The organism is Haloterrigena salina JCM 13891 (assembly GCF_000337495.1).
GTDB lineage: Archaea > Halobacteriota > Halobacteria > Halobacteriales > Natrialbaceae > Haloterrigena > Haloterrigena salina.
The window spans coordinates 204,865-223,097 of sequence record NZ_AOIS01000057.1 but is presented as its reverse complement, the minus strand read 5'-3'; the positions used below and the strand labels follow the sequence as shown (position 1 = coordinate 223,097).

Here is an 18,233-nt window from a genome sequence, read left to right as displayed (position 1 = left end):
ACGATCCGTCGTTTTCTTCCAGTTTGAATCGATTCTCCTTTCACGTCGATAGTTGGAGGAGTCAAACGTCGGGTTCGATACGTAGCGGCGACTCGTCGAAGTCGGTACGGGAGACCGATCGAATCGGTCGGCTCACCGAACCGCCTTCGTCGTCGCGACCCAATTTCTGATGACGGGTCACGGAGGCTGGGCCGTCGCGTCCAGTTGCTCGACGAAATCGTCGATGACCCCGATCGTGGCCGCGGTCTCGTTTTCGGTCTCTCTGTTACTGTGCATTGGAAGATCGTAGACGGTGATCTCCGCACGCTCGAGGGCGGTTAGATCACCCTCGCGGCACTCGAGGTTGAGGATCGCGCCGTCGAAGATAACGATCGCACGATGGTCGTGGACGTCGAGGAACTGGATTCCGAGTCGGTCCAAGACTGCAGCGACGTCGATCGTCGTCGAGAACGTACTCTGCTGCGAGACGTCGGCAGCCGTACTCATTACGATCTACGTCGAGACGCGATATAATAGTTCTTCGGGCACCGTCTGGTTAAGCGCTTCTGGCACGGAGCATCGTTTTAACGCCTGTTACGAGACTACAGGAGAGAACAGAAACAGTCACCGTTCGTGAGGGTATGCTGAGTCGGTCGACTTTCGCCGCTCACGGAGCAGCGCCTCGTTATGTATCGATGGTATGTTTACAGCGGCACTCTCTAGTTTAGCACCTCCGCTGGCGTTTGTCAGCCGAGTGGCTGGTGTGGTCGTTGTGTATTGTAATTATGCACAAACCGATCAAGACTCTCTGACGCTCGTCCGACTGCCTCCCCACGAGTTCTGGAAGCAATCAACCGAATCCCGAGGGGATGAAACCACTTCCCGATCGGGCTTCTCTCGACGTAGTCAAGCAGACCGCTTAGTCCTAATCGAGAGAGGTCAGTACGATACCCGTAGTCATCGACGAGAAACACCGTGTCGTCGAGACCGTGTTTCTCGGTCAGTCGATGCAGGAACGCTGCGGCTGAATCGGCGCCTCGCCGTCCGAATACTGCGATATCGAGAATGAGCTGTGAGTCTCTGTCTATTGCAGCGTAGGATCAAGACCAGTCGCCGTTAATCTTGGCAGCGGTTTCATCAATGACGACCCGCGACGGCGCAGTCGTCGGCGGATCTGGGCGTTGACAGCTAGCTGATGTACCCTGGTCCAGATTGTGTGACGAGAATGTACAACGCCGATCAAGCGGAGCGTCGACGAGTTCGGTAGAAGGCGTTCGAGGTCGCGCTCGTGAGGACTTCGTGAATGCCGTTCGAGACCGCGAGGAACCTGTCGGTCGGTTCGTCAGTCGTCGGACGGAACCGCTGCCCCGCTTCCGCCATCGCTGACACCGGTTCCGGGACCGATCTCGATTTCGAGGTCGTCGAGTTTCTCGTCGGGGACGACGCCGTCGACCCAGCCGCGGTGGTCGTAGTACTCCGCTTTCATCTTCTCGAGTTCGCAGTACTCGCCCTCCGAAGCGCCCTGACCCGGCGTCTCGCCTTCTTCGAGGAACACCTCGGGCAGCGAGTCGTCGTCGCCGTCGAAGCCGACGAGGTTGTTGTAGTAGCGCTCGAGGTTATAGATTCGTTCGCCGCACTCGAGCAGGTCCTCCTCGGTGTACTCCAGCCCGGTCATTCCGTTGAACTGGGTGACGTACTCTTCGATGCCTTCGGCGAAGGCGTTGAACTTGCAGATGTCGAACGAGTCGCTGATCGCGTGGAGGTCCTGGAACTGGGCGGTGAGTTCGCCCTTCCCTTCGTACTCGTAGGGATCGACTTTCTCGGGGATGCCCAGGATCTCCGCGGCGGGCGTGTAGCCTCGCAGATGACAAGCCCCGCGGTTCGAGGTCGCGTAGCCGATACCCATTCCCTTCATACAACGAGGGTCGTACGCGGCGATGGACTGGCCTTTCACGTCGAGTCGGCAGTCATGGGCGTCGATTTCGTCGGCCATCCGCGCTTGGCCTCGCGCGAGGAGGTCGGCGAGGTCGTCCTCGCGACGAGCGACCCGTTCGATCATGTCGATCATCGTCTCCGCGTCGCCCCAGTCGAGTCCGTCGTCTACGTCGTCGAGATAGCCCTTTTCGGTCGCGTCCATGGCCATCGCCATGATGTTGCCGATCTCGATGGTGTCGAGGCCCATGTCGTTACAGCGGTCGATCATCACGGCGATCCTGTCTCGATCGTCGTTGGCGGAGTTCGTCCCGAGCGCCCAGGCGGACTCGTACTCGAAGGACTCCATCCGGACGTTCAGTTCCTCGCCCTTGTGCATCACGTCGACTTCGACCTCCTTCTTGCAGGCGACCGGACAGGAGTGACACGTGGGTTCGTCGACGAGGATGTTCTCCCGGACGTTCTCGCCGCTGATACGCTCGGCGTCGAGATCCTTCGGTCGGTCCGTCTCGTGTTCGTTGTACGAGATCGCGGAGGTGTATCGGCCGTTCTTGGTCGGATGGCCGTCCATCTCTTCAGTGAGGTTCATGAGGACGTTGGTCCCGTACATCGAGAGACCGCCCTCGTTGGGCGCAGTGACGTCCGACTCGGTGATCGCCTTCATCGCCTGCTGGTGGCCCTCGCGGAACGTTTCCGAATCCGCGGGCTGTGGCATCTCGGTACTCGACTTGATGACGATCGCCTTCAGCCGTTTGTTGCCCATCACGCAACCGGTACCACCGCGACCGGAGGCCCGGTCGTCTTCGTTCATGATACAGGCGTATCGGACTTCGTTCTCACCACCGGGGCCGATCGCCATGATCGAGAGGTTCTTGCCATAGGCGCCCTCGACCTCGTCCTCGATCGTCTCGCAGGTCTCGTGGACGCCTTTCCCCCAGAGGTGGGAGGCGTCTCGGAGCTCGACCGCGCCGTCTTCGACGTAGGCGTAGACGGGGTCGTCGGCCTGCCCTTCGAACAGGAGCCCGTCGAAGCCGGCCCACTTCAGGCGAGCGCCCGACCAGCCGCCGTGGTGACTGTCGGTAACGGTCCCGGTCAGGGGCGACTTCGTACAGACGGCGATTCGGCCGCTCATCGTCACCTGCGTCCCCGACAGCGGGCCGTTCATGAACGCCAGTAGGTTGTCGGGACCGAGCGGATCGACGTCCGGTCCCTGTTCGAAGACGTATTTCACACCGAGGCCGCGCGCTCCGATGTACTTCTTCGCGTCCTCCTCGTCGATCCCTTCGTACGCGACGTCGTCGTTTCCGAGATCGATCCGTGCAACGTGGTCCTGAAAGCCGCCGATATCTGCCATTGTTGTCTATGTAAGGGGAGTCAGTTCTTCTTGATAAGAATCTGTCCAGTGCTCTGCACGAGAACGGTGTAGCCGTAGTAGGAGAAGGTGATACACCCGGCCTTACCGGCGCTCCCGTCGGTGGATTCAAATGCCGAATCGATCGCCTCTGGATTAATACTGTTGCTCAGCGGCGGGAGATCCTCTAAATGCTCGTTTTCGTACTCCGCAATCGCCTGCACGATACGATCACTCGCCCACTCCTCCCCGGACCAGTCGTGGTGTAAGTGATGCGTCGGTCGGTCGGCCGCCGAGTCTACGGCACTACTCATAGGTTAATGATTGACAATCACCAAAATGATCTTTAATGAGTAATATTCCTCCTCTTTAAATACCCTCTATATGATGGAGTCCGTTCTGGCTACCGTCGTATGGTGGTGATTCGTAGGCCGTTCTGATTCTATCGAATTGATCATATGATGGCAAGATTATACACTTATCTGATGGTCATTCATGTTAGTTGGAATTCAAGGTAGAACAACACATGTATTTTATAAACACCGAAATTTAGGCTATTTGGAGATTTAGAGGGAGATTTCACGCCTACCCCTATTATAAACACCTTTACATTTATTCTAGAATAGATGCGTGTCTGTGGAGATATAACGACGTGAAATACTAGTAAGGCTGTCAGTCAATATCTTCGTCCATCAACGTCGCGGAGATCAGGTTCCGCATCCCGCGTCGAAGCCGACCGCTCATCGCGGTCGAGGAGACGCCGACTTCGTCGGCAACGCCGCTGAGGGCCGTGTCTCGCGGCTCGTTGAAATACCCGCACTTGTACGCCGTTTGCAGTGCTTCGATCTGTTCGTCCGTCAGTCCGAACAAAACGTCCTCTTTGGCCCCCGTGCTCCCGTGTATCTCGATGATTTCGAACTTCATCCCGCACCCTTCGGCGTACTCCCAGATCGTATTGAGCGCTTCTCGGTCCGGGAGCTGTAACTGGACGAACCATCCGCGACGTCTGGTTTCCGTACGTAACATGAATCCGTTCACTTCCGTGAGGATCGGACTCAGTAATATAGTTCCGTCCGAATGTTCGATATAGTAGATGAACGTGTCGTCGTTCGCATCGATGAGTTCGTAACTGTCGACGGTCGGATCAGAATCGAGGTGACGCTCCAGTTCGTCGCGGTCGTCGTACCTGATGAGAAACGGAAAAACGTCCGAATCCGGGTCGGTGTTCGCCTGCGTTATTACTTCGATCTCGATACCATCTACACTCCGTAACGTCGGGACCAGAGCGAGTTCGTCGTGTTCGGCGTAGGCTTTTACGGTGATAGGCATCTCTTCAGTAGTGGTCCGTCTTAGTTACCGAGCGGTCTCGATCGTTGGTTCGATATCGACTCGCCGATCGTGTATCGTCCGTCTGCACGGTACTCTCTCGTTGCTTTGGGCAGCATTATAAGAGTATCCTCGAGTCAGTCGGGTAACGGTTCGCGGCGGCGACACACCGGGAAGAAAATAAATGGTGTCCCACACACGCAATATATACGATGGCGAACGACACCGGGGGCTGTAAGATCGATCGAGTCGCCCGAGAGCGGAAACTCGACGACCTCGATCAGCGACTCCTCGAGCGCCGGGACGCGGGTGCCAGTCTCCGCGACCTCGAAACGTATCACAATCGGCAGGTGCTCCGAGCGGCGGTGAACGAATCGAACATGGAGATGCTGGAGGGCGAAGTCGAGAATCTCTACCGCCTGCTTACCGACGATGACGTGAGCGCCGGAACGCGAGTCGAAGCGCGGTCTCGACTCGAACGGAACGGTATCGACCCGGACGCGGTCACGGACGACTTCGTCAGTTACCAGACCGTTCGGACGCATCTCAACGACTGTCTCGACGTCGACACCGAGCGAACCACGCGAATCGATCGGACCGACGCGAAGAACGTCGTCTTCAAATTACTGTCCCGAACCGAGTCGATCACCGTGCGAACGATCGATCGACTCCGCTCGAGCGGTCTCCTGACGATCGGCGACCCGGAAGTCACGCTGAGTCTGCGCGTCGCATGTACGGAATGCGGTGAGGAGTACACGTTTGCCCGCCTGGTGGATCGGGGACGCTGTTCGTGCCGAGAGGACGGTCGAACCGCTGTTCGGGACGATGAGACCGAAGCGTGATCGCCGTGTGGCATCACGAGTACGGAGCGGGTTTCGACGTCGGCGGTCGGCCGACGATAGCGGATCGTTGTACGTACGGCCCTCCGCTATCGTGAAAGTATTATTCGGCCAAACGATTATATAGGATACGGTCATCATCTACCGTCGCGCGGCCTAATCAATCCGCTGTGCCCTACCGATGCATCGGTCGTTCGCCCATCCATGTTTGTAAACAGCCCTGAATCGGAACCGGAAAGCGAGTTCGAGGAATTACACATCACTGCCCAAAACGTTGGTGGAATCACCGACGGCGAACTGACGCTCTCACCTGGAGTGACGCTGCTCTCGGGGGAGAATGCATCGAACAAGTCGTCGTTCCTTCGCGGACTGGCCGCCGTACTCGGCGGACCCACGCCGCCGATAAAGAGCGACGCAGATCGCGGACGTGTGACACTTCGAACGGACGAGAACGAGTACTTCCTGGAGTTGTCGAACGAAAACGGCGATCCGATCGTCACCGACGCGGAGCGGTTCTCCGATCGGACCGACCTCTGTGAACTGTTCGTCGCACTCGGAGAAACGAATCCGATCAGGCAGCGGCTCCTCACGGACGGAGACCTGTACGAACTCCTGATGCGGCCCGTCGATACCGCGGAAATCGAGGCCGAGATCGAGCGGCTGAAAGAGCGAAAGGATCGGCTCGACGAGCGACTCGTGGAGTTAGATCGATCCGAGGACCGACTCCCGACGCTGCGGACGCGAGCGACGACCCTCCGCGAGGACCGCGAGGAGATCGAGACGGCCCTCCGCGAGAAGCGCGAGGCGATCGACGAGCGGGACGCGGAGACCGACGGCGACGACGTCCTCGACGACCTCAAGGAGAAGCGATCGGAGCGCGAGTCCGTTCGCGATCGGATCGAAACGCAACGAGAGGCGATCCGCTCGCTGGAGGACGAGCTCGAGGCCGTCCGCGAGCAGCGCGACGAACCTGGAACGGCGGAGTCGTCACGGGACGTCGACGCGATCGAGAGCGAAATCGAGGGCCTTCACCATCAGAAACAGCAGTTGACGAGTACGATCAACGCGTTGAGCCCGATCGTCGAGATGAACGACCAGCTGCTGGACGACGAGCGAGAGATCCCCGAGGAGATGAAGTCGGACGAGATCGTCGCCGAACTCGATCCCGCGTCGCGGACGATCACCTGTTGGACGTGTGGCTCCACCGTCGAACGGGAAGAGATCGCCGAGCAAGTGCGGGTGGTCCAGGAGATCATTCAAGAAAAGCGCCAGCAGCGCGAAACGATCACCGAGCGGATACGATCGCTCGAGGAGGAGAAACGCCAGCTCGAACGACAGCGCGACGACCGCGAGCGACTCGCCGAGAAAGAGCAGTCGATCGAAGCCGAGATCGACCGGCGAGAGGAAACGCTGAGCGAGCTCCGGGACGAGAAAGCGGCGCTCGACGACGAGATCGAATCGCTTCAAGCGGACGCCGAAACGCTCGACGAACGGGACGACGAACTGCTCGAGCTCCACGGCGAGGTGAGCGACCTCGAGTACGAACGCGGGCAACTCGAGAACGAGTTGACCGAACTCGAACGGGAGATCGAGGAGCTCGAGGCGGAACTCGAGAACCGCGACGACCTCGAGGCGGAACGCGAGTCGGTCGCGACGCGGCTGCGAGAGCAGCGAGAGCGGATCGAGACGCTCGAGCGCGACCTCGTCACGACGTTCAACGAATCGATGCAGCAGGTCCTCGACGTGCTGGACTACGAGAACGTCGAGCGCGTCTGGATCGAACGGCTCGCGGGAGACGGTGACGCGCCGTCGGCGACCGACTTCGAGCTGCATATCGTTCGCTCGAACGAGAGCGGCGCCGCGTACGAGGACACGGTCGACAGCCTGAGCAAGAGCGAGCGCGAGGTGATCGGGCTCGTCGTCGCCTTCGCGGGCTATCTCGTTCACGACGTCGCGAGCGAACTGCCCTTTATTGTCATCGACGCCGTCGAAATGCTCGACGCGGACCGGATCCGCGGTCTACTGGACTACTTCGAGGATCACACCGAGTACGTCGTCGCCGCCGTCCTTCCCGAGGAGGCGAGGGAACTCGAGGAGACGTATCCGACGGTATCGACCGCTACCTTCGCTGCCCGTTCGTGATCGTGTTCACTTAAGCCCACTTCTGCTTCCGGCTTCAACTGCGAGGGCTAGTATCGAGCGTCCGCCGTGCGGACCGTCCGAACCGCGGCGACGTTTTCGGGGACGTCGTGAACCCTGACGATGTCAGCGCCGCGTTCGGCTGCCATGGTCGTCACCGCGAGCGTCGGCGGTAATCGCTCGCCGGACGGGCAGCCGACGCGGTCGAACATCGATTTCCGGGAGTGGCCTACCATGACCGGACAGCCCAGCGCGCGCAACTCGTCGGTCCTGGCGGCCAACTCGAAGCTCTCTGCGGGGTCCTTCCCGAAGCCGAGTCCGGGGTCGACGACGATCTGATCTCGGTCGAGTCCCGCGCGTTCCGCGAGTAACACCGTCTCCGAGAGTTCGTGCAGGACGTCTTCGACGACGTCGTCGTAGGTGGCGGTTCGGTCGGGATCGACGGGCGTCTCGAGGCTGTGCATGACGACGAGCGACGCGTCGTGGTCGGCCGCGACGAAGCGCATCTCCGGATCCTCGAGTCCGGAGACGTCATTGACGATGTCTGCGCCCGCCTCGAGGGCGGCGTCGGCGACCGCGGCTTTCCGCGTGTCGATCGAGATCGGGACGTCCAGGTCCTCGATGCGTTCGATGACCGGGACAACGCGGTCGATCTCCTCGGCGACCGAGACCGGCTCGGCGCCGGGACGGGTGCTCTCACCGCCGATATCGACGATATCCGCGCCGGCGGCGACCATCTCGCGGGCTCGCCGGACCGCATCCGGCACGCGGTCGTACTCTCCTCCGTCGTAGAAACTGTCCGGCGTGACGTTCAGAATGCCCATGACTGCGGGGGTTCGATCCCACGGATACCGATCGCGATCGGCTCGGTCGTCGACGCGATCGTCGATCGTTCGCCGGAGCTGGGCGGCGACGTGGGCGAGGCCGCGGTCGGCGTCGGTCAGTTCCGCAAGCAGGTCCCGGAACTGCGACGACGTCCCGGAGAGGACCGTCGCGACGCGGCGACCGGCCGTCTCGGCGTCCGAACGGACGCACGTCCCGCCGATCGCCTCGAACGCCCGTTCGACGCGCTCGGCCTGCGGACCGCGCAGATAGGTCTTGATCGTTCGATGGACGGTCTCGTCCGCGACGGACTCGGCGGTCTCCGCGTCGACGGCCGCGCTCGTGAGGACGTTCCGCGCCTGCTCCGTCGCGGCCGTTCGCTTCGGGATCTGAAGCCGCGTCCACCGGTCGCGCGCTTCGGCGACTGCGTACAGCGAGCCGGTGATGAGGACACAGTCGTCTTCGTCGGCCGCCGACAGCGCCCGCTCGGTCGCCTCGAGAACGGACCCAGCGCAGTCGATCGTCGCCGCCCGATCGTCGAACGCGGATGCGAGGACGGCCGTATTCTCGGCACGAGGCACGTCCGGTTCACAGAGGTAGAGCGCATCGGGGGACGGCAACGCCGTCGCCATGCCCCGGTGGTCCTTCTCCCGCATCGCGCCGAAGACGAGATGGAGGTCGTCGAACGAGTATCGGTCGACGAGCGAGGCGAGCGTCTCGCAGGCGCCCGGATTGTGCGCGCCGTCGAGGATCGCGAGCGGTGCCGTCGACATGACTTCGAACCGGCCCGGCCAGTAGGCGTCGCGGAGACCGCGCGCGATCGATTCCGGATCGACGCCGGCGACCTGATCGGCCAGCGTCGCCGCGACGCCGGCGTTGGTCGCCTGATGGGGGCCCACGAGCGGCAGCCGCGTCTCGAGCGACCACTTCGGTCCCGCGATCGAAATCTCGCTCTCGATCGGCGACGCCAGCCCGTGCTCGCGGGCGACCACGTCCGCGTCGTCGCTTCCGACGGTAATCACGTCCGTCTCCGAACGGATCGCCTCGAGGGCCGCCCCCGACGCGCCGGTCACCAGCGGCGCATCGGCCGGCGCGACCTGTGCCTTGTCGCGGGCGATCTCCTCGATCGTGTCGCCGAGGATGTCGGTGTGTTCCAGCGAGACGCTGGTCACGGCGCTCGCGACGGGATCGACGGCGCTCGTCGCGTCGTATCGGCCGCCGATGCCGACCTCGAGGACGGCGACGTCGACGTCCTCGGCGGCGAAGTGGTGGAGCGCGAGTGCCGTGAGAACCTCGAAGTAGGTCGGCGTGTCGTCCGCCTCGCGGAGCCGTTCGACGCAGTCGTCGATTTCGCCGACGAATTCCCGGACCCGCTGTTTCGGAATTTTCCGGCCGTTGATCTGAATCCGTTCGCGCAGATCGTTTAGATCAGGCGACGTATAGAGGCCGACATCGAGTCCGGCGTCGCGAAGAATTCGTTCGAGCATACACGCGGTGCTTCCCTTCCCGTTCGACCCGGCGATCTGGACGCAGTCGAGGTCGTCGTGCGGACGATCGAGATGCGCAAGCAACGCGGCGGTCGTTTCCGTTCCGAGCTTGGGTCGACGCCGCTGTAGCGACTCGAGGTAGTCGACCGACTCGTGATACTCCATACCACACGTGCCACCGGCGGCTTCATTAATGTGTCGCCGCACCGGCGCCTCCGTACGGTTTATAACGGTGTGTGCCGACAGTCGGCACAATGGCTTCCGAATCGAGAGACAATCGCGCACCGGACGAGCCATACGTGACGGAGTTCGAAGCGGCGGTGCGGTCCGTCGACGAGACCGACCTTCGGCTCGAGGAGACGTACTTCTACGCCGAAGGCGGCGGCCAACCGGCCGATCGCGGGACGCTGAACGGGATCGATGTCGTCGACGTGCAGATGCGCGACGGCGAGACCGTCCACACGCTGGCGACGGCGCCCGACTTCGAGGCAGGCGACGACGTGACCGGCTCGATCGACGACGAGTTCCGGACCTACTGTATGCGAGCGCACACCGCCAGTCACGTGCTGTACGGCGCCGGTCGCGAACTGTTCGACGACCACGGCTACGGCGGGTTCGACATCGACGCGGAGAAGGGCCGCATCGACTTCGAGACCGATCGCGACCCGGACGAGGTGAACGCGCTCACCCTCCAGCGGATGGTCAACGAGGTCGTCTGGGAGTCGAGAGACGTCTCCTGGCGGGAGATGGACGCGGCGCAGGCGCGGGACCGCGACGAGATCGTCTTCAACGAAACCGGCGCGGCCGAGACGACCGACACCGTCCGCATCGTCGAGATCGACGACTGGGACGTCGCCGCCTGCGGCGGGACGCACGTCGAAAACACCGTCGAGATCGGACCCGTCAAGGTCCTCGAGGTGTCAAACCCCGGATCGGGGCTCGTACGCGTCGAGTACGCGGTCGGCCCGACCGCCGTTCGCGCGCAACTCGACGAGACGCGAGCCGCGACCCGCGCCGCCCGGACGCTGGAGACGAGCGTCGAGGAGCTTCCGGAGCGGGCGACCGCCGTCGTCGAAGAGAACGCGACCCTCGAGGCGGAGGTCGACGCCCTGCGCGATCGGCTGCTCGAGGAACGCCTCGAGTCGTTGGGCGACGACACCGTCTCGAAGGACGGCGAGGAGTGGGTCGTCGGCGAACTCGATATCGACGGCATCGGTCCCAACGACGTGTCAGAACGCGTGCGGGAGCTCGCGGGCGATATCGGTGACGTGGTCGCGCTGACCGGCGTGAACGGAAGCGCGTTCGTGGTCGTCGGCACGACCGGCGAGACGGACGCGAGCGAACTCGTCGACGATGTCACGGCGTCGTTCGGCGGCGGTGGCGGCGGCGGACCGACGTTCGCACAGGGTGGCGGTCTCGACGACGAGCCGGGCGCCGTCGTCGACTACCTCCGAACGGAGGCCTGATCTCCCTCGGCCTCGATCGGAGACGGTCGCCGATCGATCCGAACGCTGCTTTTCAGAGTGTCTGATTCCTGATTAGAAGAGCCGGTCGGCAAACACGACGTATTCTCCCGATATCAGGAGAACCAAGGTTCATTACCGGTGATCGGGAACAGGTGAGTGGATGTCACTAGCACAGTATGCGTCGTCCGCCGCGGCGACGGACCGGGTAGACCGATCAGTACGCGCCACCGGGATCGACCGAGCGCAGTCGACGACCGCGACCGAGGACGGGTCTCCGAGGTGGGAACGATGACCCGCGAGCGGACCGAGATCACGATCGTCGGCGACGACAATTCGGAGATCATCGCCGACGTGACGTCGCTGCTGTTCGAACGCGGCGTCGACATCGTCGACCTGGATCAGGCCGTGCGGGAGGGAACGTTTCGGATGGGTATGCAGGTCGACGCGTCCGAGATGTCGGTCTCGCGGGACCAACTCCGCGAGGACCTCGACGCGCTCGGCGACGAGTTCGGCGTCGACGTCACGGTTCGATTCCCGTCCGACTGCGAGGACCGGTCCATCGCCGTCCTCGTCACCAAGGAGAGCCACTGCCTGGAGGCCCTGCTCGAGCGCTGGGAGAACGACGAACTCGGTGCGGACATCGGAGTCGTCATCGGCAACCACGACACGCTCCGCCCGCTCGCGGCCGAATACGACGTTCCGTTCCACGACATCGGCGACGAGAACGGCACGCCAGACGAGGACGAGCTGCTCGACCTCCTCGCGGAGTACGAGATCGACCTCATCGCGCTGGCCCGCTACATTCGGATCCTCTCGCCGGAGGTCGTCTTCCGCTACGAGGACCGCATCATCAACGTCCACCCCTCGCTGCTGCCGGCGTTCCCCGGCGCGGCCGCCTACCGGCAGGCCCTCGAGGAGGGCGTCCGGATCGCCGGCGTCACTGCCCACTACGTGACGACGGACCTCGATCAGGGGCCGATCATCACGCAACGGGCGTTCAACGTCCCCGCCGACGCGACCGAAGCGGACCTCAAGGAGCGCGGCCAGCCGCTCGAGGCGGACGCCCTCGCGGAAGCGATCCGGTTGCATCTCGAGGACGAGATCGTGACCGAGGGCGGACAGACGAGAGTCGTCGATCCGAACGCGACCGACGCTCAACTCGGAGCCGCGACGGAACTGGACCAAGCGAATCCCAGCGAGCCGGTCGACAGCCGCGAGGAACTCACCGCCGAAGGCGATGACACGACGGCCGTTGCGGACGACTGACGGGTTCCGTTCCGCGATAGCTTCTCTTCGGTTCCGTCGAACTTCCGCGAGCCATGGGACCGGTTCCGGTGTCCCCGAGACGAATCGCCGTCGGATACCGCTTCGACGGTAACGAGTTTCGAGCCTCGAGATCCGATCGATCGGTAGATAACACTGATATCGTTGTGAAGCACGCGGGACCGATTCGACGTGGAATTCGCGTATCAGTTCGGATCGCTCGCATCCGTTCTACGAATTCAAGAGACGTGAGATCGGAGCGCAGCGATCGAACTGTTCGCATCACTCGCCGCTGTTCGATCGCAAATACGGACGCTCGAGCGGTCGCAGTCCCCGGTCTCGCTGAGCCGACCGTGATCGACGGAACGAAAAGATGGGACAGACGGATCGATTTCGGACCGGTACTCGCCGCGGTCGCCTATTCGGCGGCCGCGATCGCTTCGATCTCGATCGCCGCGCCCTTGGGAACGCGACCGACCTCGACCGCGCTCCTGGCGGGCGGCTCCTCGTCGAAGAACTCGCTGTAGACCTCGTTGAACTCCTCGAAATCGTCGATGTCGTCGAGGAAGACGGTCGTCTTGAGCACGTCGTCCATCGACAGACCTTCCGCCTCGAGGATCGCCGCGACGTTTTCCAGACACTGCCGCGTCTGGTCGCCGACTGACTCGTCGTCTAACAGGTCGCCGTCCGCCGTCAGCGGGAGCTGGCCCGCGGTGACGAGGACGTCGTCGGTTCTGGTCGCCTGACTGTACGCGCCAACGGCTGCCGGTGCGTCGTCGGTGCTAACGGTTCGCATCACGCCGTGGTACCAGTTCGGGTCTCTTAAATCTCGGCTCCGTTCCACGTCCGGTTAGCGGAGTTACGTTTCGTGGTGGTGTGGTACACACACGCAAGATACTTACTCGCATCCGTTTCACTTGACGTATGGCGTTCGAACAGCCACTCGACCGGATAGCGCCGAGCGTGTCCGAGTCCGTCTCGCTCGAACGCGAGCGGCAGGAATCGACGCTCGGGATGATCGCCTCGGAGAACCACGTCTCGAAAGCCGTCCTCGAGGCCCAAGGAAGCGTGTTGACGAACAAGTACGCGGAGGGATATCCCGGCAGCCGGTACTACGGCGGGTGCCAGCACGTCGATACGGTGGAGGAACTCGCTATCGAGCACGCGAAAGCGCTCTTCGAGATGGACCACGCCAACGTCCAGCCGCACAGCGGGACGCAGGCGAACATGGGGGTCTACTTCGCGGTCCTCGAGCCGGGAGACACGATCCTCTCGCTGTCGCTGTCACACGGCGGCCACCTCTCGCACGGTCACAACGTGAACTTCTCGGGTCAGCTCTACGACGTCGAGCAGTACGAAGTCGACCCCGAGACGGGGTACATCGACTACGACGACGTCGCGGAACAGGCCCGCGAGATCGAGCCGGACATGATCGTCAGCGGCTCCTCGGCCTATCCGCGCGAGTTCGAGTACGACCGTATCGGCGAGATCGCCGACGAGGTCGACGCCTACCACCTCGCGGACATCGCTCACGTGACCGGCCTCATCGCGGCCGGCGTTCACTCGTCGCCGGCCGAGCACGCTGACTTCGTCACCGGGAGTACCCACAAGACGATCCGCGCCGGACGCGGTGGGCTCATCATGTGCGACGAGGAGCACGCCGACGACGTCGACTCCGCGGTGTTCCCCGGCGCGCAGGGCGGGCCGCTGATGCACAATGTCGCCGGCAAGGCGGTCGGCTTCGCAGAGGCCCGGACCGACGAGTTCGAAGCGTACGCCGAACGGATCGTCGCCGATGCGAAGCGCCTCGGCGAGGTGTTCGACGAACGGGGACTCTCGCTGGTCAGCGGCGGGACCGACAAACACCTCCTGCTTGTCGATCTGCGCGATTCCCACCCCGATCTGACGGGGAAAGAAGCCGAGGAAGCGCTGAGCGACGTCGGCATCATCGTCAACAAGAACACCGTCCCCGGCGAGACGCGGTCGCCGATGGTGACCAGCGGGATCCGCGTCGGCACCCCCGCGCTCGCGACCCGCGGCCTCGAGGAAGCCGAGATGGAGACCGTCGCCGATCTCATCGTCGACGTGCTCGACGCGCCGGACGACGACGCGGTCGTCGATCGCGTTTCGTCGCGGGTCGACGACCTCTGCGAGGAGTTCCCGATCTACGAGTGAGTCTCACGGTACCGGCGTAACGCCGACGACTGATTTTCACCGCCGACCGGCTGCGTCGCGGGCTCGCCGTCGCTACTTCGTGTAGCCGTCCAGTCGCCCAAACGGATAGCTACCGGAACCGGAAGAGACGAAGCGAGCCGGTCGTCGACGGTACTATCGCCGCTCCCGGCCGACGGTCACCCCGCCGGACGAACGTCGAGACGGCGTCCGGCACCGGAATCGAAATCGACCGCGAGGAATCGAGCGGCCGAAGCCGGTCGGTCAGTCGTCGGACGGATCGGCGTCGGCGGCCTCGCGGTCGGACGTCTCGACCTCGAGAGACGGGAGCGAGACGTCGTCCTCCTCGCGGAGGAACAGCGGCCGATGGCTGCTGAACGTGACGATCATCGCCGCGACGGCCAGTAACGCGATGATCGCGAACGGCCCACCGGTGATGATCGCGGCCTGCTGCAGGGCGTCGACGCCGCCGGTGACCATCAGCAGCGACGCGAGCGCGCCGATGAGGAATCCCCAGATGACGCGGTTGATCGTCGAGGGATTTTCGTTCCCGCCAGTCGTGAGCATTCCCAGCGCCAGCGTCGAGGAGTCGGCCGACGTGACGAGGAACGTCGTCACGAGCACGAGGAACAGACCCGTCAACACGCCGCCGAGTGGCAACGCCTCGAACAGCGGGTATCCGGAGCCGGCCTCACCGAGTTCGCTGATGACGGTGAGAATGTCGGCGCGACCGTTCTCCTGCAGGAAGATCGCGGTGCCGCCCATCGTGGCGAACCACGGAATCGTGATTCCCGTCGAGGCGATGACGCCCGTGACGACGACCTGTCTCACCGTCCGACCGCGCGAGATGCGCGCGATGAACAGCCCGACGAACGGCGTCCAGGAGAACCACCACGCCCAGTAGAAGACCGTCCAGCCGCCGACCCAGCCGCTGACGCCGCCGCCGACGCTCTCGGCGGCGCCGGTGTAGAAGCTCATCGTGACGAAGTCGTTGATGTACGCGCCGAGCGCCTCCGTGCCGACGGTCATGATGTACGTCGTCGGCCCGAGGACGAACGTCGCGACGGTCACCACGGCGAACAGGGCCATGTTGAAGTACGAGAGGCGGCGGATCCCCTTCTCCACGCCGAGCGCGACCGAGATCGTGAACGCGACGGTCAGTCCGGTAATCACGACGACCGTCCCGAGGTCACCGACGCTCGCACCGGTGATCCACTCGACGCCGACGAGAAATTGGCTCCCGACCAGTCCCAGCGTCGTCGCGACGCCGCCGATCGTCGCGAACACGGCGAGGATATCGATGACCTTCGCGATCGGGCGGTCGAGGTTCTCGATGCCCACCCACGGTGCGATCACCGTCGAGATGCGCAGCGGCGCGTCGTATCGGTAGGCGAAGTACGCGATCGGGAGCGCCATGATCACGTACGCGGTCCACGCGGAGAGGCCCCAGTGGAAGAACGTGTACTGGATCGCCCCGACGGCGGCCCCCGCCGATTGCGCCTCAGCGCCGATGAACGGCGAGACGGTGTCGTAGTGGAAGATCGCCTCGGCAGGGCCCCAGAACACGATCCCGGCGGCGATCCCCGCCGAGTACAGCATCGCGAAGTACGCGAGGAACGTGAACTCCGGCTCTTCGTTCTCTCCGCCGAGCTTGATGTTGCCCCACGGTCCGAATATCAGGAAGCCGGCGAACGCGACCAGGGCGAACATCGCGACCAGGTACCACCAGCCCGCGGCAGTCCACAGGAAATCGTTCACGCTGGTCATGTACCCCGACGCGGTCTCCGGCCAGAGGACGAACGCGATTACCGCCGCGGCGGCGATGAAGAAGCCGACCGCGAACACCGGCGTGTCGAGTTCCTCGAGGAACCGTCCGACCGGTCCGTTTGATTCAGCTCCCGCCATCGTGGATCACCGTTTCACCGCTGTTCGATCGCCGCGATCGGTGGCGGACGTCCGCCACTCGATCGTCTCGTTCGACGGGGCGCCGCGCCCCCGCTCGGTCCATCGGGTTCTCGTACGCTCGTTCTCGCCGATCATTGTTAGTGACTACCTCTCATTGGTTCTCTTCGTTCTTCGGTATAAGCCTACCCTTCAATCTAGTATCTAACACGTTCGTCAGGGAATTAATACTCAAACCGACCGAATCAGGGCTTCTTCCCACAATATATCATTATATTTTCACTTTCGGTTGACGTCCTCGACGATGTACCCTTCAGCTTCGATCGCGTCGATGATCGTCGCGGCGTGTTCGGCGCCGCTGGTCTCTATTTGAAACACCAGGTACGCCTCGCCGACGGTGAGATCCTCGACCGCGCGGTCGTGCCGGACCGTCTGGATATTCGCGCCGTGATCGGCGATGACGCCCGAGATGTCGTCCATCTCTCCGGGCATGTCGTCGATCCGGACGCGCAGCCGCAGGATCTGTCCTCGCTCCGTGAGCGCGTGGATGAGGACGGTCTGCAGCATCGTCATGTCCAGGTTCCCGCCGCCGAGGACGGGCATGACGGTCTCACCGCTGACGTCCAACTGATCGCTCAAGACGGCCGCGACCGACGCGGCGGCCGCGCCCTCGACGACCTGTTTCGCGCGCTCGAGCAGCAGCAGGATCGCGTTGGCGATCTCCGCGTCGGAGACGGTGACGACTTCGTCGACGTGGTCCTCGATGAGGTTGAGCGTCAGGTCAGAGATCCCGCCGGTCGCGATCCCGTCGGCGATGGTATCGACTTCGTCGAGCGTGACCGGGATTCCCTTGTCGAGACTCTCGTGGACGGTCGCGGCTCCCTCGGCCTGGACGCCGACGACGCGCGTCTCGGGGGAGAGGTGGTCGAGCGCGGTGGCGACGCCGCTGATGAGTCCCCCGCCCCCGATCGGGACGACGACGGTGTCGACGTCGGGACAGTCCTCGTGGATCTCGATACCGAGCGTCCCCTGTCCGGCGACGATGTGCGGATCGTCGTACGCGTGGACGAACTCGACGTCGTTCTCGGCGGCGTACTCCTGGGCGTACGTCATCGCCTCCTGGAAGTCCTGCCCGACCAGTTCGACCGTCGCGCCGTAGCTCCGCGTCGCGTCGATCTTCGCCTGCGGGGCGTGGGTCGGCATCACGATCGTCGAGTCCGCGCCGCACTTCGTCGCCGCGAGGGCGACGCCCTGTGCGTGATTGCCCGCGCTCGCGGCGACGAACTCGTCGGCCCCGTCGTCGACTGCCTGTCTGATCTTGTTGTACGCCCCGCGGGTCTTGAACGAGCCGGTCCACTGGAGGTGCTCCATCTTCAGGTACACCTCCGCGTCGACCGTTTCGCCGAGCGACGTGCTCCGCTCGACCGGCGTCCGCTTGACGACCGTCTCGTCGTCGAAGCGGTCGCGTGCTCGTTCGATGTCCGCATACTGAACTAACGGTCCTTGTTCCTGAAATTCACTCATAATTGAATCTGTGGGTGTTGGTCGTCGAACG

At 63.1% G+C, this 18,233-nt stretch carries 13 protein-coding genes and 1 pseudogene; 5 read left to right on the top strand and 9 right to left on the bottom strand.

The window, feature by feature from the left end; translation table 11 throughout:
* Positions 1-177: 177 nt before the first annotated feature.
* The 5 genes and pseudogenes from C477_RS17235 to C477_RS17220 form a co-directional block, all read right to left on the bottom strand.
* Positions 178-486, bottom strand: a complete 309-nt coding sequence (locus tag C477_RS17235) for a hypothetical protein (RefSeq protein ID WP_008895812.1) — start codon at positions 484-486, stop codon at positions 178-180.
* Between the two features lie 239 nt (positions 487-725).
* Positions 726-1,228 (bottom strand): annotated as a pseudogene (locus tag C477_RS23145) (DDE-type integrase/transposase/recombinase); the annotation flags it as partial.
* Between the two features lie 93 nt (positions 1,229-1,321).
* Entirely contained in the window at positions 1,322-3,265 is a 1,944-nt protein-coding gene (locus C477_RS17230) for an aldehyde ferredoxin oxidoreductase family protein (RefSeq protein WP_008895811.1), read from the bottom strand.
* Positions 3,266-3,285: 20 nt separating this feature from the next.
* On the bottom strand, positions 3,286-3,576 hold the full coding sequence (locus tag C477_RS17225; protein ID WP_008895810.1) for a HalOD1 output domain-containing protein: 291 nt from the start codon (positions 3,574-3,576) through the stop codon (positions 3,286-3,288).
* A 358-nt stretch (positions 3,577-3,934) separates the two neighbouring features.
* On the bottom strand, positions 3,935-4,591 hold the full coding sequence (locus tag C477_RS17220; protein WP_008895809.1) for a helix-turn-helix domain-containing protein: 657 nt from the start codon (positions 4,589-4,591) through the stop codon (positions 3,935-3,937).
* Positions 4,592-4,800: 209 nt separating this feature from the next.
* Here C477_RS17220 and rdfA point away from each other — a divergent pair, with 209 nt between their 5' ends.
* The gene (gene rdfA / locus C477_RS17215; RefSeq protein WP_008895808.1) at positions 4,801-5,430 is read left to right on the top strand and encodes a rod-determining factor RdfA; all 630 of its coding nucleotides are present in this window, start codon (positions 4,801-4,803) and stop codon (positions 5,428-5,430) included.
* A 201-nt stretch (positions 5,431-5,631) separates the two neighbouring features.
* The gene (locus C477_RS17210) at positions 5,632-7,569 is read left to right on the top strand and encodes an archaea-specific SMC-related protein (protein WP_049914637.1); all 1,938 of its coding nucleotides are present in this window, start codon (positions 5,632-5,634) and stop codon (positions 7,567-7,569) included.
* A gap of 47 nt (positions 7,570-7,616) precedes the next feature.
* Here the strand turns inward: C477_RS17210 and folP are convergent, their stop codons facing one another.
* Positions 7,617-10,040: a dihydropteroate synthase gene (folP, locus tag C477_RS17205; protein WP_008895806.1), complete on the bottom strand. Its 2,424-nt coding sequence runs from the start codon at positions 10,038-10,040 to the stop codon at positions 7,617-7,619.
* Between the two features lie 89 nt (positions 10,041-10,129).
* Here folP and C477_RS17200 point away from each other — a divergent pair, with 89 nt between their 5' ends.
* Together C477_RS17200 and C477_RS17195 are read left to right on the top strand one after the other, a co-directional pair.
* Complete coding sequence (locus C477_RS17200) at positions 10,130-11,341, top strand: serine-tRNA(Ala) deacylase AlaX (RefSeq protein ID WP_049914636.1); 1,212 nt, start codon at positions 10,130-10,132, stop codon at positions 11,339-11,341.
* Between the two features lie 288 nt (positions 11,342-11,629).
* Positions 11,630-12,607, top strand: a complete 978-nt coding sequence (locus C477_RS17195; RefSeq protein ID WP_008895804.1) for a formyltetrahydrofolate deformylase — start codon at positions 11,630-11,632, stop codon at positions 12,605-12,607.
* A 415-nt stretch (positions 12,608-13,022) separates the two neighbouring features.
* On the opposite strand, the gene C477_RS17190 is transcribed toward C477_RS17195, so the two are convergent.
* The gene (locus tag C477_RS17190; protein WP_049914635.1) at positions 13,023-13,403 is read right to left on the bottom strand and encodes a Rid family detoxifying hydrolase; all 381 of its coding nucleotides are present in this window, start codon (positions 13,401-13,403) and stop codon (positions 13,023-13,025) included.
* Between the two features lie 125 nt (positions 13,404-13,528).
* Here C477_RS17190 and C477_RS17185 point away from each other — a divergent pair, with 125 nt between their 5' ends.
* Complete coding sequence (locus C477_RS17185) at positions 13,529-14,779, top strand: serine hydroxymethyltransferase (protein WP_008895802.1); 1,251 nt, start codon at positions 13,529-13,531, stop codon at positions 14,777-14,779.
* 261 nt (positions 14,780-15,040) lie between these two features.
* Here the strand turns inward: C477_RS17185 and C477_RS17180 are convergent, their stop codons facing one another.
* Positions 15,041-16,681, bottom strand: a complete 1,641-nt coding sequence (locus C477_RS17180; RefSeq protein ID WP_008895801.1) for a BCCT family transporter — start codon at positions 16,679-16,681, stop codon at positions 15,041-15,043.
* Between the two features lie 276 nt (positions 16,682-16,957).
* Positions 16,958-18,202 carry a threonine ammonia-lyase gene (gene ilvA / locus C477_RS17175; protein WP_008895800.1) on the bottom strand — a complete coding sequence of 415 codons (1,245 nt, stop codon included), beginning with the start codon at positions 18,200-18,202 and terminating at the stop codon, positions 16,958-16,960.
* Positions 18,203-18,233: the final 31 nt, after the last annotated feature.